This is a genomic window from Niabella soli DSM 19437 (assembly GCF_000243115.2).
In the GTDB taxonomy this organism is placed as follows: domain Bacteria; phylum Bacteroidota; class Bacteroidia; order Chitinophagales; family Chitinophagaceae; genus Niabella; species Niabella soli.
Window position 1 is genome coordinate 4,208,703 of the sequence record NZ_CP007035.1, and the last position, 20,805, is coordinate 4,229,507.

The 20,805-nt window shown below is 44.6% G+C and carries 18 protein-coding genes; 15 read left to right on the forward strand and 3 right to left on the reverse strand.

Translation table 11 applies throughout. The annotated features are described in order from the left end of the window. Positions 1-141 precede the first annotated feature (141 nt). From NIASO_RS17655 to NIASO_RS17685, 7 genes are all read left to right on the forward strand, one after another. The gene (locus tag NIASO_RS17655) at positions 142-1,557 is read left to right on the forward strand and encodes an anthranilate synthase component I family protein (protein WP_008588213.1); all 1,416 of its coding nucleotides are present in this window, start codon (positions 142-144) and stop codon (positions 1,555-1,557) included. Positions 1,558-1,671: 114 nt separating this feature from the next. Beyond that, a complete protein-coding gene (locus tag NIASO_RS17660; RefSeq protein WP_008588215.1) occupies positions 1,672-2,241 on the forward strand; it encodes an anthranilate synthase component II in 570 nt (189 codons plus the stop codon). A gap of 160 nt (positions 2,242-2,401) precedes the next feature. Continuing rightward, positions 2,402-3,394 (forward strand): anthranilate phosphoribosyltransferase, encoded by a 993-nt coding sequence (trpD, locus tag NIASO_RS17665; protein ID WP_008588217.1) that lies wholly within the window; start codon positions 2,402-2,404, stop codon positions 3,392-3,394. A gap of 247 nt (positions 3,395-3,641) precedes the next feature. Further along, the gene (gene trpC / locus NIASO_RS17670; RefSeq protein ID WP_008588219.1) at positions 3,642-4,430 is read left to right on the forward strand and encodes an indole-3-glycerol phosphate synthase TrpC; all 789 of its coding nucleotides are present in this window, start codon (positions 3,642-3,644) and stop codon (positions 4,428-4,430) included. Between the two features lie 26 nt (positions 4,431-4,456). After that, entirely contained in the window at positions 4,457-5,062 is a 606-nt protein-coding gene (locus tag NIASO_RS17675) for a phosphoribosylanthranilate isomerase (RefSeq protein ID WP_008588221.1), read from the forward strand. A 122-nt stretch (positions 5,063-5,184) separates the two neighbouring features. Continuing rightward, on the forward strand, positions 5,185-5,808 hold the full coding sequence (locus tag NIASO_RS17680; RefSeq protein ID WP_008588223.1) for a GNAT family N-acetyltransferase: 624 nt from the start codon (positions 5,185-5,187) through the stop codon (positions 5,806-5,808). Next, positions 5,809-6,543 carry a lysophospholipid acyltransferase family protein gene (locus NIASO_RS17685; RefSeq protein ID WP_008588225.1) on the forward strand — a complete coding sequence of 245 codons (735 nt, stop codon included), beginning with the start codon at positions 5,809-5,811 and terminating at the stop codon, positions 6,541-6,543. It begins immediately after the preceding gene. A gap of 397 nt (positions 6,544-6,940) precedes the next feature. On the opposite strand, the gene NIASO_RS17690 is transcribed toward NIASO_RS17685, so the two are convergent. Continuing rightward, a complete protein-coding gene (locus NIASO_RS17690) occupies positions 6,941-9,727 on the reverse strand; it encodes a putative LPS assembly protein LptD (RefSeq protein WP_008588227.1) in 2,787 nt (928 codons plus the stop codon). A 169-nt stretch (positions 9,728-9,896) separates the two neighbouring features. Between NIASO_RS17690 and NIASO_RS17695 the strand changes: the two genes are divergently transcribed. The 3 genes from NIASO_RS17695 (at position 9,897) to NIASO_RS17705 (ending at position 13,996) form a co-directional block, all read left to right on the forward strand. After that, positions 9,897-10,913, forward strand: coding sequence for an N-acetylmuramoyl-L-alanine amidase family protein (locus tag NIASO_RS17695; RefSeq protein WP_044046348.1), 1,017 nt, complete (start codon positions 9,897-9,899; stop codon positions 10,911-10,913). Positions 10,914-11,067: 154 nt separating this feature from the next. Beyond that, complete coding sequence (locus NIASO_RS17700) at positions 11,068-12,051, forward strand: MlaD family protein (RefSeq protein WP_008588230.1); 984 nt, start codon at positions 11,068-11,070, stop codon at positions 12,049-12,051. Between the two features lie 19 nt (positions 12,052-12,070). Next, the gene (locus tag NIASO_RS17705) at positions 12,071-13,996 is read left to right on the forward strand and encodes an OstA-like protein (protein ID WP_008588232.1); all 1,926 of its coding nucleotides are present in this window, start codon (positions 12,071-12,073) and stop codon (positions 13,994-13,996) included. A gap of 54 nt (positions 13,997-14,050) precedes the next feature. Here NIASO_RS17705 and NIASO_RS17710 read toward each other — a convergent pair whose 3' ends face one another. Together NIASO_RS17710 and NIASO_RS17715 are read right to left on the reverse strand one after the other, a co-directional pair. Further along, positions 14,051-14,524, reverse strand: a complete 474-nt coding sequence (locus tag NIASO_RS17710) for a methyltransferase family protein (RefSeq protein WP_008588235.1) — start codon at positions 14,522-14,524, stop codon at positions 14,051-14,053. A gap of 139 nt (positions 14,525-14,663) precedes the next feature. Beyond that, the gene (locus NIASO_RS17715) at positions 14,664-14,879 is read right to left on the reverse strand and encodes a hypothetical protein (protein WP_008588237.1); all 216 of its coding nucleotides are present in this window, start codon (positions 14,877-14,879) and stop codon (positions 14,664-14,666) included. A 448-nt stretch (positions 14,880-15,327) separates the two neighbouring features. Between NIASO_RS17715 and NIASO_RS17720 the strand changes: the two genes are divergently transcribed. From NIASO_RS17720 to NIASO_RS17740, 5 genes are all read left to right on the forward strand, one after another. Next, positions 15,328-16,197, forward strand: a complete 870-nt coding sequence (locus NIASO_RS17720) for an EcoRV family type II restriction endonuclease (RefSeq protein WP_008588239.1) — start codon at positions 15,328-15,330, stop codon at positions 16,195-16,197. Further along, complete coding sequence (locus tag NIASO_RS17725) at positions 16,187-17,113, forward strand: DNA adenine methylase (RefSeq protein ID WP_025299111.1); 927 nt, start codon at positions 16,187-16,189, stop codon at positions 17,111-17,113. Before NIASO_RS17720 ends, NIASO_RS17725 begins: the two co-directional genes overlap by 11 nt. A 170-nt stretch (positions 17,114-17,283) precedes the next feature. Continuing rightward, positions 17,284-18,477: a tryptophan synthase subunit beta gene (gene trpB / locus NIASO_RS17730; RefSeq protein WP_008588242.1), complete on the forward strand. Its 1,194-nt coding sequence runs from the start codon at positions 17,284-17,286 to the stop codon at positions 18,475-18,477. Positions 18,478-18,493: 16 nt separating this feature from the next. After that, entirely contained in the window at positions 18,494-19,264 is a 771-nt protein-coding gene (gene trpA, locus NIASO_RS17735; RefSeq protein ID WP_008588244.1) for a tryptophan synthase subunit alpha, read from the forward strand. A gap of 173 nt (positions 19,265-19,437) precedes the next feature. After that, positions 19,438-20,514 carry a TlpA disulfide reductase family protein gene (locus NIASO_RS17740; protein WP_025299113.1) on the forward strand — a complete coding sequence of 359 codons (1,077 nt, stop codon included), beginning with the start codon at positions 19,438-19,440 and terminating at the stop codon, positions 20,512-20,514. The last annotated feature ends 291 nt before the right edge of the window (positions 20,515-20,805 follow it).

The window sequence follows — 20,805 nt, forward strand, 5'->3', positions numbered from 1 at the left end:
AAAACAATAATTGGTGGTGGCATAACAACGCTTTCGGGGTGCTGTAATGCTATTGTCCAGTATTGTAACAATATATTCAAACCCCGGTGCTACCGGGGTTTTTTGTTGATCGCTCTCAAACAGAACAAAGAAATAAAACGGATGAAAAAAATAAAAATTATAACTGAAGTGCAAACAATGCTGGCGGATGTTTTTACGCCCGTGGGCATTTACCTGCGCCTGCGCGACCGTTTTCGCGACACCATCATGCTGGAAAGCGCCGATAATAATGCCACTAACAATAGCTGGTCTTTTATTGGCGTTAATGCTATCGCCGGCATTGAAATGATTTCCGGTGATACGATCGATTGTAAATTGCCGGGCCAGACCGCTGAAAAAATACAGCTTTCCGGATCCCGGAAAATAGCGGAGGTGCTGGCAGGTTTTATGGATCATTTTGAAGTGGAGCCCCACGAACAAAAGGAAGCGCGTTATGCCCAGGGGGTATATGGGTACACCACTTATGACGCCATCCAGTTTTTTGAGACCATCCCCGGCAGCCGTTTTAAAAACAGCGCGGCAGATATTCCTTTATTACGCTATCGGTTGTATCAGTATATCATTGCCATTAATCATTTTAAAGACCAGTTGTTTTTGCTTGAAAATAAAATAGCAACTATTAAAAGCGAAAAAGAAGCGCTGCTGTCGATTTTGAAAGGAAGAGATGTTCCGGTCTATCCGTTTAAAGCTATAGGAGCGGAGGCGTCAAATATGACCGACGAAGAGCATCGCGCTATGGTGCGTAAAGGAATTGCGCATTGCCACCGCGGCGATGTATTCCAGATCGTATTGAGCCGTCGGTTTACCCAGCAATTCAGCGGGGATGAATTCAATGTGTACCGGGCCCTCCGCAGCATCAACCCGTCACCATATCTTTTCTTTTTTGATTATGGCGATTATAAATTAATGGGCTCTTCACCAGAATCGCAATTGATCATCCACCGGGGGAAAGCCACCATACATCCGATAGCCGGCACTATTAAACGCACGGGCGATGATACAACAGATGCCGAGCAGACCCGCATCCTGGAAGCGGATCCGAAGGAAAATGCAGAACATGTAATGCTGGTAGACCTTGCCCGCAACGATCTCAGCCGTGGCTGCAGCGATGTGCACGTAAGCCATTTTAAAGAAGCGCATTACTATTCGCATGTCATCCATTTGGTAAGCGAAGTAAACGGAACCGTTCAGGCGCATACCAATCCTTTTGATCTGTTTGCAAAAACATTTCCGGCGGGCACTTTAAGCGGCGCCCCCAAAATAAAAGCCATGGAGCTGATCAGTTTATTTGAGCCCACCGCACGCAGTTTTTATGGTGGCGCCATCGGCTTTATGGGCTTCGATGGCAGTTGCAACCAGGCGATCATGATCCGCAGCTTTTTAAGTCGTAATAATACTTTAACCCGCCAGGCTGGCGGCGGTATCGTAGCTGCCAGTAATCCCGAAGGCGAGTTGCAGGAAGTGATCAATAAACTCGGCGCTTTAAAAAAGGCCATCGTGGAAGCCGAAAATATTTAATAATTTCTTAATGAGCCCAACAACAGTACATATGGCATCCCCGTTGCGTCGCACTCTTCGGCTGCAGAATATATATCAATCCATTTACGATTCACTAATTCACTATTCACAGATATGAAATTACTCGTTTTTGATAATTACGATTCCTTTACCTACAACCTGGTGCATATGGTGGAAAAGATCCTGCATCAGAAAGTAGAAGTGCACCGTAATGACCAGATCCCTTTGGAAGCTATAAAACAATATGATAAAATAATTTTATCGCCGGGCCCCGGCATCCCCTCGGAATCGGGATTGTTATTACCGCTGATCAAAGAGTATGCAGCTTCCAAATCCGTACTGGGCGTGTGTTTGGGCCAGCAAGCTATTGGCGAAGTGTTTGGCGGGTCGCTGTATAACCTGCCCCATGTCTATCATGGAATTGCCACCAATTGTAAAATCATAAAACGTTCCGGGAACCTTTTTGACGGCATTCCGGACGGGTTTGAGATCGGGCGTTATCATTCATGGGTGGTGGCTCCCGAAAATTTTCCGGCCGACCTGGAAATTACAGCGGTGGATGATAATGATATGATCATGGCACTACGGCATAAACAATATGATGTGCAGGGGGTGCAGTTTCATCCGGAAAGCGTGTTAACCCCACTGGGGGAAACGATCATACGGAATTGGCTGAAGCAGTGAAGAGCCAATAGTTCATAGTCGATAGCTCATGGTACAGCTCCGTAGGAGCGAGATATTTGTAGCCGCATCGCGGCGATACATAGATAGGATCGGGACGATGAAGGGTGCGACGCAACGAAGCTGATAGTAGCATTGCAGCCGGCATAAAAAAATGAAAAAAATGAAAAAAATATTATCGATATTATTTGAGCACAAAACGCTGGACCGGTCGACCGCCCGGGAGGTGTTGGTGAATATTGGCAAAGGGGTTTATAATGAGCACGAAGTAACAGCATTTATGACCGTGTACCTGATGCGCAGCATCACCCTGCAGGAACTGCAAGGGTTCCAGGAAGCACTGCTGGAACTCTGTGTGCCGCTGGATTTTGGCGGAATCGATACCATTGATATTGTAGGCACCGGTGGCGATGGGAAGAATACGTTTAACATTTCCACGCTGTCCTGTTTTATTGTTGCCGGCACAGGACATAAAGTGAGTAAACACGGAAATTATGGCGCTTCCACGGTTAGTGGCGCATCCAACCTGGTGGAATCCCTGGGGTATAAATTTAAGAATGATCAGCAAACCCTGCAGCGCGAACTGGAAGCTGCGGGCATTTGCTTTTTGCATGCCCCGCAGTTTCATCCGGCGCTGAAAAATGTAGGTCCCATTCGCAAAAACCTGGGGCTGCGTACGTTTTTTAATATGCTGGGCCCCCTGGTAAACCCGGCCTTTCCGTCCTTTAGTATTATTGGTGTATACAACCTGGAAATGGCGCGGCTGTACAATTATCTTATGCAACAACAGACAAAGAATTTTGCTATCGTTCACGGACTGGATGGATATGATGAAATTTCATTGACGGGGGATTCCAAAATTATTACAGTTGCCGGGGAGCGTATCTTATCTGCTATGGAGCTGGGTGGCAGGGAAGTAGGTCCGGAATCAATTAAAGGCGGCGATACCGTAGCGGCAGCGGCAAAAATATTTTCGGATATCATACAGGGGAATGGCACGCCGGAACAGGAAGCGGTGGTGCTGGCAAATGCTGCCGTGGCGCTGGAGGTAACGGGTGCCTACCCGGATTATGCAGCGGCATTTGATGCGGCAAAAGAAAGCCTGCGGGCAGGTAAAGCGTATCAATGCTTACAGAAATTAATTGCATTGCAGTAAAAAAGGGGCAATAGTCAATGGGGAATAGTGAATAGGGGCAAGCGCAAAATCGACGAGCTAAAAGAAATGTAAAATAAAGAATATTGAATTTAAAAGGGCGGACAATAGCAATGTAAATTTATGTCAATGCCACTCTTCTTTGTTTGTCTCGTTTTACAACGCCCCGTAGGGGCGTCCGGTTGGTAGAAAAAATGATTAAATAAATTAACAGCGTGCCGTAGTTACGCAACAACAGGTTTTTAAGGGTATGAATATATTAGATACGATCATTGCGCACAAAAGAACAGAAGTGGCCGCACGGAAGCAACAAACAGCGTATAAAATGCTGGAAACAACAGCGGCCTTTCAGTTGCCGGTGCGATCGCTGGCGGCATCACTGCAGCAGCCCGGCAGCACGGGTATTATAGCAGAGTTCAAGCGCAAATCACCCTCCAAAGGATTTATCAATAAAGAGGCAGATGTGGCAACGATCACAGCGGCGTATAGCCGCTTTGGTGCTGCGGCGCTTTCGGTTTTAACCGATGAAAATTTTTTCGGTGGCTCCCAGAAGGATCTTGTTATTGCCCGGGAGCAGGCGATCCCCATTCTGCGAAAAGATTTTATTATTGATGAATACCAGATTGTAGAGGCAAAATCTATAGGGGCTGATATTATATTGCTGATTGCGGCTTGTTTATCTCCGGCCGAGGTAAACCGGTTGGCGAACTTTGCAGCTTCCCTGGGATTGGAAACGATATTGGAACTGCATGCGGAAGAGGAGTTGGGACATATTTGTAGTGCCACCCGGATTGTGGGTATTAATAATCGCGATCTTAAAACTTTTAAGGTAGATATTGACCGGAGTTTGAAAATGGCGGAACAGATTCCCGGCGATCGTATTAAAATTGCAGAAAGCGGCATCGATAAGATTGAAGATATTTTACTGTTCCGTAAAAACGGCTTTAAAGGATTTTTGATCGGTGAATATTTTATGAAACAGGAAAATCCGCCCATGGCATTTGAAAATTTTGTAACCCAATTACAGGCGCAGCAATGAACGCTCCTTTGATAAAAGTTTGTGGGATGACGCAGTTGCAGCAGGTGGCGCAACTGGCAGCGCTGGGCGTAGATTATGCAGGGTTTATTTTTTACCCGGCTTCGCCGAGATATGTTGCAGGAAAAATAGAACCTGCGGCATTAAAGGCGCTGGCCGGTATCAAAAAAGTTGGAGTATTTGTTAACGCAACTGTTGAAACGATACGGGAAACAGTAGCAGCCTACGGACTGGAGGCTGTTCAGTTACATGGGGAGGAGACGCCGGAGTTCATAAGATCATTGAACATAAATGCGAAAATTATTAAAGTGTTCCGCCTAAAAGGAGATGAGGATATTGCAGGTCTGACTGACCCTTTCGAAAAAGAGGCTGCCGCTTTTTTATTCGATACTAAAGCGAAAGAATATGGGGGCACGGGTCAGAAGTTCGACTGGTCGGCCCTGCGCTCGGCTGTCCTGGGAAAATCCTGGTTCCTAAGCGGCGGCATCGGACCAAAAGATATAACAGATTTGAAATCGTTCCTTGCGGATCAGGAAGTGTATGCGCTGGATGTGAACAGCCGGTTTGAAACAGCGCCGGGTATAAAGGATATGGGATTGATTGAAAAGTTTATAAAGGGATTAAAAGGGGAATAGTGTCGCCGAAGGCGACAAAATAATTACGCGAGACTACAAGTCTCGCGCAGCGTCTCTTACGTGCCGTTTTACCGCCTTCCCGGCAAAAAATATCTCTTAGTCGTTAAAGCAATAAACAAAAAATGACAGTAACTGATATTTTTTTAGAAACCTCGAAAGTCTTTTTAAGGCCGGTGCAGCCAGTGGACTACGGGTCCTTTTGGGCATTAACAAGTCTGGATAAAGACATGTGGGAATACTTTTCCCTTAACCTGAGCCTACCGGTACAGTTGGAAAAATGGATCGCAGAGGCGGTACAGGGTAAAAACGCCGGCACCCGTTTGCCGTTTACGATAATTGTAAAAGCCACGGGTTCCGTCGCTGGCAGCAGCAGTATCGGCAATATAGCGTGGTACGATAAACGCGCAGAGATCGGGTGGAGCTGGCTGGCGCCCACATTCCGGGGGACGGGTATTAATTTTCATGCAAAATTCTGTTTATTATATTACGCTTTTGAGGTTATGAACATGGAGCGCGTCGAATTTAAAACCGGCGTGCAGAACCTAAGGGCGAGGCGGGGGTTGGAAAAAGTGGGTGGTGTGGCCGAAGGCGTTTTGCGGAGCCACTCCCTGCTGTGGAACGGCAACCGTAGAACCTCAATCTACTATAGTGTTTTAAAGGATGAATGGGAAGGGTATAAAAAAACTATTTTTGCTGATCTCATGGATTCCTTTAAATGGAGTTCAGCGGCTTCAAATAATGAATGAATGAATATCCTTAAAGAAATTGCGGGCAGGCTGTGCGCGGCATGGGCGCTGGTGACCTTTATTATTACTTTTATCCTTGTACTGCCATTTGCATTGCTTTCCTATTTATTTAAGGAGCCTGCCTCCACGGCCTACTTTATACAAGTGTCGAAAGTGTGGATGCATATCTGGATGTTTATCATCGGGTGCCCGGTAAAAATACGGGGCACTGAAAATTTTCAAGAGGGGATGGGCTATATCGTTACCTGTAATCATAATTCATTGCTCGATATTCCATTGTCTTCGGCCTTTATTCCCGGTCCCAATAAAACGATCGCCAAAAACAGCTTTGCAAAAATTCCCATCTTTGGCTGGTATTATTCCAAAGGCTCGGTATTGGTAGATCGTAAAAGTGAAAAGAGCCGGAAACAAAGTATCGAAAAAATGAAGGCCGTTTTAAAGGCGGGGATGCATATGTGTATTTATCCCGAAGGCACGCGTAACCGCACCAGCGCACCGCTAAAGCCTTTTTATAACGGCGCTTTTAAGCTGGCGGCCGATACCGGTCACCCGGTTATCCCCGGCGTGATCATCGGTACTAAAGAAGCAGTGCCTTTGAACAAACCCTTTTTCTTTTTGCCCCGCACGCTGGAACTGCATTTTTTAAAACCGGTGGAAGTGAGTGGGAAAGGTGCGGCAACGTTAAAGGAAGAAGTGTTTGCTATTATGACCGGTTATTTGCGCGACAGGCAATAGGGAAATGTGAAAAGTCAATGGCCCATGGTCAATAGTCTATGGAAGGAACCTTGAACTTTGAACGCAGAACGCGCAATGCGCAACGCAAGATCCAGAAACCTGTAACCTGGAACGGCAGTTAACGCCAAACGATAAACAATAGACGAAAAACTGTTTCGGAAGCGAGTCCCCAACATTAAACCTTGAACGCTAAACGCGGAATGCGCAATGCTGAACGCATATCCAGAAACCAGCATCCAGTAACCTGAAACCTGGAACAATAGTTAACGATAAACAATAAACGAAAAATCGTTTCGGAAGCGAGTCCCCAACATTAAACCTTGAACGCTAAACGCGGAATGCGCAATGCTGAACGCATATCCAGAAACCAGCATCTAGAAACTAGGAACCAGCAACACTAATAGCTTGGTCCTCCGTTATAGAAGGAGCGGTTGCGGTTGATCTTCAGATCCTGTAATATCCCGGCTTTCGGGCTGATGGTAAAATTGAAATACCGGTAAATGCCCACAGGTGTCACATTTACGGATAACTGCCAGCAGTGCAGGTCCCTGGAAATGGCCATGCTAAAAGTCTGGATCTTGTTGGTAGCAAAATCATAATAGCCGTTTACACTAAAATTCCATTTGGGCGTTAAGTTAAAGCTGCCGCTGAAACTGCTGCTGGAAGTAATGCCATTATATCGCGATGCATAGGAGCCGGTAATGCTGCTGGGCTTTGTATAAGTGAGCGAGTACGAAACGTTTACCGACCATTGGGTATTAAAATCGACAAACTCCGCGGGGTTTTGCTGCATATATTCCAGCAGCCGCTGCCGGTCTCCCTGCAGCATAGGATCATTCATTTGATTGTTAATAGCCTCCTGTCGTTGCTTGGCTTTAGCAGCGTCCTTGGGCTTACTTTGGAAGCTGGTGCTCAAAGATACACTGGCATTGGTCAGGGTACCTATATTGAACCGCCGGCCTTCCCAGGCATAATATTTTGTGGGGGCGCCGTTCGCATCCAGCCGGTAAGGCATTATCGTTCCGTTGGCGCTCAGATTTATTTTATCAAACAGGTTGGTTCTGAAATACATACTGAAAGGAGAAAGCTTCATGGAATCCGCAAACATGTTATAGGAGGAAGTGATCCCGAACCCATCGATCAGCCGCACTTTTTTAAACCCGTTCTCATCTACCTTGGAGCTGGTCACGGTACCATCAGCCGCGGTGTCAGCATCGCTCTGTTTCTTGCCTTTCTTGGCGCGCACTTTCATCTCCAGGTTATTATCCAGCCCAAAATTGATACCCCCAAACTTCCGGGCGGTGAAAATACTTATGGGTGCTGCACCAATGCCGGCCAGTTGGTCGTAGTAATAGACCGATTGCTCCCCGGTTTTTTTATCTGTTACCGTTACCTTTTGGTAATTATCTTTATTCAGATCCGGTGTATAGCTTAAGGCCACCGTTGGCCGTATCACATGCCGTATAAAAGTGTTATTCTTAAATTTATAGGTTCCGTAAAGGGCTGAGTTAAAGCTGATGCCCATGCTCATCTGGTGCCGCAGCGACATAGCATTGCTGGCTACACCTATAACAGTATCTTGTATGAATTCGTATTTCGTTCTACGGTTCATAAAAGTCTGTGAATAAGAAATGGACGGGGAGATCATAACGGCACCGCCTAAAATAGGAGGCAAGGAAAGCGAAATCGGTATGCTTTGGGTGCCGTTGAACTGCAAGGTATCCCACATACGCTGAAATACGCCCCGGTAGCGCCCTTCCCGCCTTAGCTGGGCTTTAACGGAGTCTGAATATTCATAAAAAGGAGCTGCTGTCTGAAAACCCACCTGGTAGCCAATCCCTAACTGTTCGTACCACTTCTTGGGGCCAACAGCCTCTTTTTTCTGCAGCGGGTATAAGGTGTTTACCGTAAATGCGGCATTGGGAAAATTGATCGTCACCAGGCGCGCCGCATTATTCTGGTTGTGGTTGGCGCTCACCGTTAGGGAAAAGGGTTTGTCCTGCCAGGTTTTGGAATAGGTAATGGAGGAACCTGCTGTATTATTAAAATTCATCAGGTTACTGTTGGGAATATTCTCATTATACCGGGTAGAGCTCATATTTACGTTGGCGGAAAAGTTCGTACCCGGCCTTGCCCGGCTGTCGGACGAATGCGCCCAGTTGAGCGTGTAGGTTTTGGTGCTGTAATAATCCGGATCGCCTTTGAAATTACGCTTGGTAGCCTGCAAGCCAAAATTCAGCGAACCCTGGTATTTATAACGTTTCCGGTAGGTGGGCTGTATGTTGCCCGACCAGCTTCCATAGGAATAAATATTGCCATATACCTGAACATCCCAATTATCATTAATTACTTTATAATAACCCAGGCGGGACAGCCCCAACCCCTGCACATCGTTGCGTTCAAAAGAAGGGGATAAGATGCCGGAATGCCGCCCCTGGTACAACGGAAAAATTCCAAAAGGCAAATAAACAGGGATCGGCACGGAGTCAAACTCGGGCCGGATGGCGCCTGTTACCGCTAATTTTTTGTTAATGATTTTTGACTTACGCGCGCGAAAACCGAAATGGGGATGATCCAGGTTACAGGTGGTAAAAAATGTTCCCTGGCTGTACATAGTCCGTTCATCCACCTTTTTTACAATATCAGAATGCACGAACATATCGCCCTGCTGGGTAATGGTTCCCTTGGTGATCCCCTGCTGCGTTTTGAAGTTATACTCCATATGCTCGCTCTTAAACTCGTTATCAGCCTGCTTCATATCAGCATAATCGCTAATTTCTCCTGTGCTGTCCCTGCCGGCTTTGGCAGAGATCATATGTTTCTCCTGGTTTATGGAAATAACAGGTGCCGTTAAGGTCATATCCTGGTATTCGGTTTTCGCCTTCCCGTAAAGATCCATGGTCTTTGAATCCATAAATCCGACAATGGAATCCTGTGCGTAGTATTTAACCGGCCCGCTCAGGGTGTCTTTCGACATTTTTAAAGAAAAGGTGTCTGCTCTTGGCTTTTTAGCCGAATCTGTTGTCAATTTAGAAGAATCGGTTATCTTTATTGTGTCTTTACCAGGCAGCGTATCTTTTATGGATTTTTTCGGAATCGTGTCTTTCATAAAAAAGAACGGGGGGGCATCAACATCAGCCCTTGAATTAATGGCAAAGTTTTTTTTAACGACTATCAATATCATAGCCGTTAGAAACAATACAACAAAATAAAATCTTTTAAATTTGCGCATTAAGGTTTGCTCCAAAGTACGGGCAAATGTATAAATAACATAGTAAAGATTTTGTGAAGCTTCTAAATTAAATATTCTAAATTCAGCGATATTCGTTTTGCTTCCTCAGATTAGATTTAGTATGAAACAGATTTTATCTTCAGCATTGGCATTGTTTTTCTCGGTTGGCTCTTTAGTAAACGTTTCGGCACAGCAAAATGCTCCAACTGCAAAGTCCGGCGCCATTAAAACAATTATAGTAGATGCCGGCCATGGCGGTCCCGATGTGGGCGCCGAGGGCACCCAAACCAACGAAGCAGCTATAACGCTGCAGGTAGCCCGCAAGCTGGCTACTGTAATGCGTACGGAATTAAAAGGGATTAATATTCTTGAAACCCGGACCACATCGGCGTTGCCGGGTGGTTTAACCAACGCAAAAGCGGCCAACCGTTACCGGGCCGATTTTGCAAACCGGAACAACGGGGATCTGTTTATTTCGCTGCACTGCAATTCGGCAGGCAGAAAGCCCGGCGGCTGGTACATACAGCGGGTTATTGGCAGAAAAGCGCACACCAGGACCATTACTGTGGGCAAAGGCCGGCATAAAAAACATAAAAAACAAACCTATTACACTAATATATACGAGGATGTTTGGGTAGAGAATAAAGCCCGCGGAACTGAAACCTATATCTGGGCGGTTGGGAAAAACGATCAGAAGGTAAATTCTATGAAAAATGTCGATGACGAAGACAGTAACTATTACAATGAAGAAACCGGTGGTGGAGCAGATGCCCCTTCCATGCCGGATGCCAATGACCCTGCAGAAAGGGTGCGGATGCTGATCTATGCGCAAAACTATTTCCGGAAGAGCTATTCCCTCGCCAGCCTGGTTGAGAAAAACTTTGTTCAGGACGGCAGGCTGAGCCGTGGCGTTCAGCAACGGAATCATAAAGGCATTTGGGTGTTGCAGGCTACAGGTATGCCCAGTGTACTCGTGGAAATGGGTTTTATCAGTAATAAAGAAGACGAAGCCTTTTTGATGAGCACCGCCGGACAAGACGAGATCGTAAACAGTATTTTAGCCGCCGTGAAAACATATGTTGATAAATACAGCACCGTCAGCCCGGGCTCCCTTGCAATAAATGGCGGGGCTCAATAAGCATTCCCTCCTCGGTTAGCGGGTTCGTATATAAAGAATTAACGATTGCTCTGTATAGTTTTTTACTTAAATAAGCTGATTTTTAATTTTTTCGGTCGTTATTTGCAATATAATTCGAACGGCGCAACCGGGAGCGTTATTTAAACCAATTTTCATGAAGGTATCAAATGAATTGAAAGTGGGCATTATGGCCGTAGTGGCCATAATTGCACTGATTTTCGGGTTCAGGTTTTTAAAAGGAAAGGATGTATTCAACCATAATCCAAAACTATATGCCATTTTTAAATCGGTAGGCGGTCTGGAAAAATCTAACCTCGTAAAAATTAATGGATTGGCGGTAGGATCGGTTTACCAGATCGAACCGGCAGATCCGAATATTACCAATATAAAAGTTACGATCAGCCTTACTCAGGATGTGAATATTCCTGATAATTCGGTGGCGTATATTTCGGGCAGTTTATTGGGCAGCTCAGAAGTGGTGATAGAAAAAGGGACCAGCAAAACATTTCTCAGCGATGGCGGCACGCTTAAAACCCGTGCAGAAGACGGCTTGCTGGGTAATCTTTCTTCGGAAGCCAAACCGCTGATGGGTAAGGTAAAAACAGTAGCAGATTCATTAACGCTTCTGCTTTCGAATGTAAATAATACACTGGACGCACCCACCCAACGCAATCTCCAGGAAGCTATTGCCAACCTGAAGTATACTATTGCGTCGCTAAACCTGGTCCTCACAGGGGTTCAAAAGCCATTGGCCGCATCACTCAGTAACCTGAGCACCTTTACGGAAGCATTAAAAAGAAATAACGGTCAAATAGATACGGTATTAGGCAATGCAAACCGGTTCAGTAAAAATCTTTCGGAGTTGCAGTTGCAGCAAACGATGGATACGTTGAATGCGACGGTTTCCGCGCTGCATCACACCGTAAATCAATTGTCCAACCCCAATGGAAGCATTGGTGCCCTGATGAACGACCGGCAGCTATATAACCGGTTGAGCCAGATCGCGCTAAGCGCCGAAATCCTGCTGGACGACATACGCGTGCACCCCAAGCGATACGTTAATATTTCAGTATTTGGGAAAAAGAACAAGGCTGGCGAGCTGACGGCTCCTGCCATAAAGGATTCCATTCCCAAATAATCACTCACCTTTGTATAAAATGCAACGTCCCATTGGTTTATTAAAATTCGGGTTCGCCTTTTTGTTGCTTAGTGTGGCAACGGTGGTCTTTGGGCAAAAGCCGGTGCCCCCAGGCAGTGGCGGTCCGATTGATATTATCCATGCAGACAGCATTTCGCTCAAAAAAGTAAACGATAGCACCAATCTTACGGTTTTAAAGGGGGCAGTGCTCCTGAAACAGGGCACTACCACTTTTAAATGCGACCGTTGCGAAAAAAATGACCGTGCTAATACATTTGAGGCCTGGGGCAGCGTACATATCATTGATAATGATACCACCCATATTTATGCAGACCATTTACGGTACCTGATCGCAAAACAGATCGCCTACCTGGATAAGAATGTAAAATTAACGGATGGGCAAACAACGTTGACAACGCCTGATTTGACCTACAATATGGCTACCAAGATCGCCACTTATACCAATGGCGGTAAAGTAGTGAATAAAAAAACGGTGATCACCAGCAAGGAAGGCCTTTATTATACAGACATGAAGGATGTGTACTTTAAGAAAAATGTGCTGGTAAATGATCCCGCCTATAAAATAACAACGGATTCCTTGCTGTATAACACGGAAAGCCGGACGGCCCGCTTTATTGCCATGACCAATATTAAAGATAGTGCCAACCGCTCTATTGATACGAAAGACGGCTTTTATGATTTAAAAACCGGCGAAGCACAGTTTGGTCAGCGCCCGTTTATCAATGACGGGAAGGGTACCACGTTAAATGCGGATAATGTTTCGCTAAACAATAATATCGCTAAAGCGGATGGGTCGGCGGTCCTCATCGATACGGTGCGTAAAACCACCGTTATCGGCAATCTTATCTATCAGAACAGGAGCACCGATGCGTTCCTGGCCACGCAAAAACCGCTGATGATCATCAAACAGGGGGCGGATTCCCTTTATGTAACGGCAGATACACTTTTTAGTGCGAAGCTTACGGATCTCTACGTAGTATCGCCTGCATTGGGCGGTGATAGTATAAAAGTAAAAAAGGACACTGCTATCAAAACGGATAGTTTAAACCTGAGCGATAGTATGCAGCGCTATGTACGACCGGTACCGGATGCGAAGGCGCTGGCAGCGGCCATCGAAAAAAATAATTCAGACGCCGTATCAAAAAAGACAATTGTATTGCCTTCTTCAACAGATCCCGATCAGAAGGCCCCGGCGCCTGATATCGTTGCCCTGGCTCCCATAAAAACCATACCAGGTCGTATACAGGAAGAGCCGATACTGCCATCTGTAAAGCCGGTTCCCATAGCCAATGCCGGGGCTTCAGGAAAAAAAGGCCCGCCTTCCGTCAAAACAGAAAAGCCTGTGGCTGCCAACGACAGCACCAACCGGTATTTTGAGGCTTTTCATAACGTAAAAATTTATTCCGATTCGGTGCAGGCCGTTTCCGATAGCCTGTTCTACTCTTTTAAAGACTCTACCTTCCGTTTATACCAACGCCCCGTAATTTGGGGAAAGAACAGTCAGATCACGGGTGACACCATCCTGTTGCATACGAAAAATAAGCAAATGGATCGATTGGAAGCGTTTAAGAATGGCCTGATGATCAATCATGTGGAAGGACAGGCCTATAACCAGATCAAAGGCTCCCGGATCGATGGCTATTTTACCAATGGTTCTATGGATTCGATGCGCGCCAAAGGATCGGTAGAATCGCTATACTTTGTGCAGGATGACGACAGCGCTTTTGTTGGGATTAACGAAGTCACGGCAGATATCCTGGACGCTTATTTTGCGGAAAAAAAGTTGAAGAAGATCGTTTTCAGAAGCGAGGCAAATGCCACTTTCTGGCCCATACGCAGCAAATCGCCGGAAGAGACCCGGTTAAAAGGATTTACCTGGCGGGAAGCGGAACGGCCCAAGACCAAATACGATCTGATGCAATAGGATGGGGCCTTGGGAGGTGTTGTCTGATAAGTCAGTTTTGTCCCGGAATATATTTTATAACCATCTTCTTACCCGTTTCTTGTAAGCCAGGAATTGGTTTCCAAAGGCGCGTTCTAAATACTTTTCTTCCCTTTTGATTACATAGGCCTGGATGATAAAAATCAGCAACGGCACTAAGATCAGGTGCCACCAATTGCCAATAAAACAGACCAGTCCCAGGTACACAAACAGGAGCCCCACATACATGGGATTCCGGGATATTCCATAGATCCCCGTTGTTTGAAGCGAGGTAGCTGCTTTTATCAGCACTACCGTATTCTTTGTTTTGAAAAATGTTGTGAGGCTGCTTGCCAGGAAAAAAAGGGCAGCAATAAAAAGTAAAACCCCTGCTAACCCGGCGGGCTTTGTGTGAAGCATCGCGTCATCAATATTGAATTTTTTTTGCAGGAATACAGCGGCTATAAATATAAGTACATAAAGCAAAGGAGGTGGAATATAAACACCCGGACTATCCTGTTTTACCTTCATAAGATCTGGTTTAAAAAATCGATCAAGACGATCGCAATTACCGGTTTGGGCAGTTTTATTTGATGTGATTAAAATCCTTTAATGGTGCGAACTGCATATAGGCCCCCCTCCGGTTGTTACAAACGCGAATTCAATGCCGTTAATTGGTTGCCCCTTCTGCTTTTTTATCCGTTACGATATAACATTCCCGGCCTTCAATAATTTCAATGTGCCAAACCCATTCTTTAATATTAAAACTGTTGCCGTTCTCGGCCAAATGGGAAATGGCGTCTCCTGTAAAACTTATATTCATATTTATAAAAGCGGAACGGGCATCCTTCGGCTGGTTGATTATATCATCATATACCAGTCTCATTACCCTGCTTTTAAATGTGTTCTATTAAATATACGAAATTTTGGGGCCGATTAAAAATGTATTTTAGTTAAATGTATATATGTTTATGAATCATTTATTTAATTACGGGAGGAAGTGAATAGTGAATGGTGAGGGGTGAATGGACGGAAGTTTATTGCCGAATTATTTCGAATAGTTTAGATGATATCGATCAGAATAAGATTGAATTTTGTAAATGTTATCTGAATAGTTAACTTTGCCGCGTGACCTTTGAACGCCAAATATTTACCTATAAACGTTATTTTCTGGATTTTCTTTTTTTCGATGAAAGGAATTTGATAAGGTAGCTTTTAACAACAGGAGCAGATTTAGTTAGAAAGAAACGAGAATAAATCCATTGATGGCAATGCTATTAAGTATTCCCGGCAACTCAAAAGTGAATATCTTTGATGCCAAACATTGAGCAACAATGACAAAAGATGAATTATTATTAGCCCTGCAAAAAGAAGTTGAAACTTACAATAATGTTATAGCAACAGAAAAGGGCGACTGGATTGTAAAAGGGTTTATTGACATCTATAAAAACGTTTATACCATATCCATTGATACTAAAGTTGTTTCGAAAGTTATGGAGATTTTGTTGATACCAGCCTTTGAAAAATTCGCGCAAAAAAATGACCTGAAACTTGAGCTTCCACCTCAGCAAAATTTTTATCCTGACCTGACTTTTACTTGTAATAAAACAGGCGAACGTTTTGCAGTTGATATTAAAAGCACGTTTAAAGACTCGACAAACAAAATAAAAAGCATGACGTTGGGTGCTTTCACAGGTTATTTTCGCAATCGAAAAAGCACAAAGAATACGTTATACCCTTATGGATCTTATTCTGCACATTTAGTTTTAGGTGTTATCTATTCTCAAATTGAAGAAAACCCAAATGAAAAAACAATCTATTCAATAGATGAACTGGATAAAATTGAATCAGTAATCAAAGACTTCCATTTTTTTGTTCAGCCTAAATACAAAATTGCATCTGCCAGTCCAGGGAGTGGCAACACAAAAAACATAGGCTCTACAAACAGTATTGACAAGTTGATAAAGGGTAATGGTGTGTTTTCAACATTAGGAGAGGAAGTCTATGATGATTATTGGATCTATTTTCTTACAAAAGATATGGCCAAGGCTTTGGAAATTCCACGGCCATACACTAATTTGAAATCATATTTGGAATACAAGCAAAGAGGGATAAACGTACTGGAAGCTCATCAAGAAGAAATTATTAATTTAAGCGAAGAAGACGATTCCCAAATAGAGACAGGAAGCGACAATGACGAATAAAAAAGTAATAGTCCCACCAATTAAAAGCCAAGGCATTAAAACTAAGTTAGTGCCGTGGATAATGGAACTTGCGCCAAAAGCTGAAGGTAAATGGATTGAACCTTTTCTGGGAACTGGCGTTGTCGCTTTTAATTCGGGGTACGAAAAAGCAATTCTTAATGATACAAATCCACATATTATTACTTTCTATAAAGGCATCCAGCAAGGCGAAATAACCGCTCCATTAATGAGGCATTACCTGGAGCAAGAAGGAGAATTATTAAGCAAGGCAGGTGATAACGGATATGATCATTATAGAAAAGTAAGAGCACGATTTAATCAAGAATTTTCGCCTTATGACTTCATTTTCTTGTCCCGTGCTGGGTTTAATGGAATGATGAGGTTTGGGAAAAAGGGGAATTGGAATATTCCTTTTTGTAAAAAGCCAGACCGTTTTGCGCAAGCCTATACAACAAAAATTACAAATCAAGTTTCAACGGTTTCAAAAATTATACAACCTGAGCCAAATTGGATATTTCATAACAAGTCATTTTCGGAAATCATTCCGCTTGCAACCGAACAAGATATTATTTACTGTGACCCCCCCTATTATGGGCGCTATGTTGATTACTATAATGGCTGGACAGAACAGGATGAGAGACTTCTATTTAATCTACTAAGTGAAACCAAAGCAAAATTTATACTTTCTACATGGCATCATAACGACTGGAGAGAGAATGAAATGATTGCAAAATTTTGGAGTAAATTTAATATTGTGACAAAAGACCACTTTTACCATTCGGGTGGCAATATTGAAAATAGAAGAACTATAGTTGAAGCTCTCGTTTGCAATTTCAATGCTGACAATATTCAAGATCACAATCATGGACAAAAAGAAAAAGTCCCGTCTGCACAATTAAGCCTTGAATTAACGTAGAAGAATTATATACCGCTAACAAAGGCTTTCCTTATGTATTTTAATGATTTTTGCGATTTTGTATTTTTCGTTAAGTCAGTGCAGTTTTGCCTAAAATAGCCATTTCTTACAACCATAAACTGCCCGATTTAACGTACCTTTACCCTTCACAAAATCAGCGTATTTAATTAATGGCGATATCTTATAAACAACCGGATGAGCATGGTTATTATGGTGAATTCGGCGGGGCTTTTATCCCGGAAATGTTATACAGGAATGTGGAGGAGCTCCGGGAAAATTATTTAAAAATTATAGAAAGCGCCTCCTTTCAGGAGGAGTATAAACTCCTGCTGTCGGATTATGCCGGCAGGCCCACACCGCTGTATTACGCAGCGCGCTTAAGTGAAAAATATGGCACCAACGTCTATTTAAAGCGCGAAGATCTTTGCCATACCGGTGCGCACAAGGTTAATAATACCATTGGGCAGATACTGGTGGCAGAACGTTTGGGGAAAAAACGGATCATTGCCGAGACCGGAGCCGGTCAGCACGGGGTGGCCACCGCAACCGTTTGTGCGCTAAAAGGACTGGAATGTATCGTTTATATGGGCGAAAAAGACATTGAACGCCAGGCGCCCAATGTGGCCCGCATGAAAATGCTGGGTGCTTCCGTTGTGCCGGCCAAAAGCGGCAGCAAAACACTGAAAGACGCCACCAATGAAGCCATCCGAGACTGGATCAACAATCCAAATGATACTTTTTATATTATCGGAAGTGTGGTGGGGCCGCATCCTTATCCGGATATGGTAGCCCGCTTTCAAAGCGTGATCAGTAAGGAAATACGCGCGCAGCTCCAGGAAAAAACTGGTACAGAATTGCCCACTGCCGTGCTGGCCTGCGTGGGCGGGGGCAGTAATGCGGCGGGCACTTTTTATCATTTCCTGGACGAGCCGTCGGTAGATATTATTGCCGTGGAAGCCGCCGGATGCGGTATTGATACGCATATGAGCGCCGCTGCAACCCAGTTGGGTAAGCCGGGGGTTCTGCATGGAAGCAAAAGTTACCTGATGCAGACCGCAGACGGGCAGGTGGAAGAGCCTTATAGTATTTCGGCCGGACTGGATTATCCGGGCATTGGACCGATGCACGCCAATTTATTTGTGACGGGGCGCGGGCAATTTTTAAATGCTACTGATAAAGAAGCATTGCAGGCGGCCTTTGAACTGGCAAAACTGGAAGGAATTATTCCCGCTTTGGAAAGCGCGCACGCCCTGGCCGCGCTGAATAAGATCTCTTACACAAAGAACGATACCGTTGTGGTTTGCCTCAGCGGGCGTGGGGATAAGGATATGGATACTTATATGCGTGAAATGCAAAATTATTAAAGAGGAGCCGAGAGTTATGTCAAGACTGAAAACGCTTTTTGAAAAGAAGCCAGCAAACGTTTTAAATATTTATTGCACCGCCGGGTACCCGGAATTGGATAGTACCTTATTGATCATGCAGGCATTACAGGAAAACGGTGCTGATATTATTGAATTGGGCATGCCCTATAGTGACCCGCTGGCAGATGGGGAAACGATACAGAACAGCAGCGTTGTGGCTTTGAAGAATGGAATGACTATCGCAAAATTGTTTGAACAGCTAAAAACGATGCGCAGTACCGTTACCATCCCGGTAATTCTTATGGGCAACATAAACCCGGTACTGTTATACGGTTTTGAACGCTTTTGTGCCGACGCGGCGGCTGTTGGGGTAGATGGACTGATCATCCCGGACCTGCCGCCTTATGAGTTTGAAGCGCTTTATAAACCCACCGTGGAACAACAGGGGCTTGATTTTATTTTCCTGGTAACACCTGAAACATCTGCGGAGCGTGTACGGATGCTGGACGGGTTAAGCAGCGGTTTTCTGTACGCGGTGTCCTCTTCTTCCACTACAGGAAAAGATAAGGACTTCGCCGAAGTAGAAGCTTATCTGGAACGACTGAAGGGCTATCACCTCAACAACCCGGTACTGGTTGGGTTTGGCATTAAAGACAAAACCACTTTTTCAAGAGCCGCCAAACATTCCAACGGCGCTATTATCGGTTCGGCCTTTATAAAAGCGTTGGAAGGGAAAACGGATGTTGTAGCGGTTACTAAAGATTTTGTAACAGCAATACTGGATTAATATTTTGCTAAAAAAATGAGGCTGCAATAGGCTTAACCTATCAATAGAGGCAGACAATCAATCACTTGTATTAAATTTTAACCTTAAGGTTTGTTTTGGGATTTTCTTAATGAGAAAAACGAAACAAATAAACCGTAATCTTGTTTTAAGAGAACAAAAATCTATGTATGCGAATGAATAAAATTGGCCTTTTGTTGGTAATGCTTTTCCCGGTTGTGGCACTGGCGCAAAAATTAACGCTTAGCGGAACTATTGAGGGAATGCCCGATAATACCAAGATCATATTATTAGACCTGGAAAAATCATCAGCGATCCTGGCGCAAACGACGTCAAAAAACGGCAGTTTTACTTTGGATAGTAAAGTGGACGGCCCTTCTATTTTGGGGCTGATGGCGGGTGACTCCCTGAAAACAGCGTTATTTCTTGCTAACGATGCTGTGAAGGTAACCGGGAATATGCGGCAGAAGATGGACGACTGGAAGTTTACCGGTTCAAAAACCCAGGATGATTTCTCTGAATTTCAAAACATTTTCGTGCCCAAATTTGAGCGGATTAATCAACTGGGCATCGCGGCACAATCCGGCACCGGTGGTGATAGTGTTACCAATGCGATGAAAACCGTGACCGATGATATTGAGAAAAGTGTGGATGCTTTTATTGCGAAACACCCTGCGTCACCGGTAAGCGCAATGGTATTGCTGTCTACCATCGGTTTTTCCGATGATGTTGCATTGTTGGATAAACGGGCCGGCTCCCTTTCAAAAGAAGTGATGAATACGGGCATTGGCCGTCAGTTGCAAAAGGCAATGGAGGACGCCCATTTTAACGCGGTAGGTACGGTGGCCGCTGATTTTACACAGAAAGATGCAGCAGGTAAAGATGTTTCTTTAGCACAATTCAGGGGAAAATATGTGCTGGTTGATTTTTGGGCCAGTTGGTGCGGACCCTGCCGCCGCGAAAACCCCAACGTGGTAAAAATGTATAACAAATACAAAGGCAAGAACTTTACAGTGCTGGGCATATCATTGGATGAAGAAAAAGATGCATGGCAGCAGGCAATTAAAAAGGACGGCCTGACCTGGACACATGTCAGCGACCTGAAGGGCTGGGAAAATGCCGTTGCGCAGCAATATCGTATTACCGCGATCCCGAGGAATTTTTTGATCGGCCCCGATGGAAAAATACTGGGAAAAGACCTGCGTGGCGAAGAGCTGGAAAATAAGCTGGCCGAAGTTTTGGGGAAGCCTTAACGGCTACCCGCGGGTTTCGCAGCTTTTGGTCTCTTGCAGAACGATGAACGCTCCCGTTTCAACTGTTGATTGTAGTGGCGAAGCTGAAGAGTGCGATCCCGCTTTTGTCCTACATGTGGACACAACTGATCTTTCCGTAGCTGGTGCTAAAATGCCCGGAGGGCATAATGTACATAGCCCGCAGCGTTAGCTGACTCCAAGTATGGCTGATAGTAGCACAAAATCCCGCGACGTGGCAATCGTATATATTTTTGCAAATACAAATATTTTTATCTACGAATTATTCGTAGA

What these genes read in the sequence shown, in the direction of transcription:
- NIASO_RS17655 (WP_008588213.1), top strand. Translation starts at nt 142, where the DNA reads ATGAAAAAAATAAAAATTATAACTGAAGTGCAAACAATGCTGGCGGAT.
- NIASO_RS17660 (WP_008588215.1), top strand. Translation starts at nt 1,672, where the DNA reads ATGAAATTACTCGTTTTTGATAATTACGATTCCTTTACCTACAACCTG.
- trpD (WP_008588217.1), top strand. Translation starts at nt 2,402, where the DNA reads ATGAAAAAAATATTATCGATATTATTTGAGCACAAAACGCTGGACCGG.
- trpC (WP_008588219.1), top strand. Translation starts at nt 3,642, where the DNA reads ATGAATATATTAGATACGATCATTGCGCACAAAAGAACAGAAGTGGCC.
- NIASO_RS17675 (WP_008588221.1), top strand. Translation starts at nt 4,457, where the DNA reads ATGACGCAGTTGCAGCAGGTGGCGCAACTGGCAGCGCTGGGCGTAGAT.
- NIASO_RS17680 (WP_008588223.1), top strand. Translation starts at nt 5,185, where the DNA reads ATGACAGTAACTGATATTTTTTTAGAAACCTCGAAAGTCTTTTTAAGG.
- NIASO_RS17685 (WP_008588225.1), top strand. Translation starts at nt 5,809, where the DNA reads ATGAATATCCTTAAAGAAATTGCGGGCAGGCTGTGCGCGGCATGGGCG.
- NIASO_RS17690 (WP_008588227.1), bottom strand. Translation starts at nt 9,727, where the DNA reads ATGATATTGATAGTCGTTAAAAAAAACTTTGCCATTAATTCAAGGGCT.
- NIASO_RS17695 (WP_044046348.1), top strand. Translation starts at nt 9,897, where the DNA reads ATGAAACAGATTTTATCTTCAGCATTGGCATTGTTTTTCTCGGTTGGC.
- NIASO_RS17700 (WP_008588230.1), top strand. Translation starts at nt 11,068, where the DNA reads ATGAAGGTATCAAATGAATTGAAAGTGGGCATTATGGCCGTAGTGGCC.
- NIASO_RS17705 (WP_008588232.1), top strand. Translation starts at nt 12,071, where the DNA reads ATGCAACGTCCCATTGGTTTATTAAAATTCGGGTTCGCCTTTTTGTTG.
- NIASO_RS17710 (WP_008588235.1), bottom strand. Translation starts at nt 14,524, where the DNA reads ATGAAGGTAAAACAGGATAGTCCGGGTGTTTATATTCCACCTCCTTTG.
- NIASO_RS17715 (WP_008588237.1), bottom strand. Translation starts at nt 14,879, where the DNA reads ATGAGACTGGTATATGATGATATAATCAACCAGCCGAAGGATGCCCGT.
- NIASO_RS17720 (WP_008588239.1), top strand. Translation starts at nt 15,328, where the DNA reads ATGACAAAAGATGAATTATTATTAGCCCTGCAAAAAGAAGTTGAAACT.
- NIASO_RS17725 (WP_025299111.1), top strand. Translation starts at nt 16,187, where the DNA reads ATGACGAATAAAAAAGTAATAGTCCCACCAATTAAAAGCCAAGGCATT.
- trpB (WP_008588242.1), top strand. Translation starts at nt 17,284, where the DNA reads ATGGCGATATCTTATAAACAACCGGATGAGCATGGTTATTATGGTGAA.
- trpA (WP_008588244.1), top strand. Translation starts at nt 18,494, where the DNA reads ATGTCAAGACTGAAAACGCTTTTTGAAAAGAAGCCAGCAAACGTTTTA.
- NIASO_RS17740 (WP_025299113.1), top strand. Translation starts at nt 19,438, where the DNA reads ATGAATAAAATTGGCCTTTTGTTGGTAATGCTTTTCCCGGTTGTGGCA.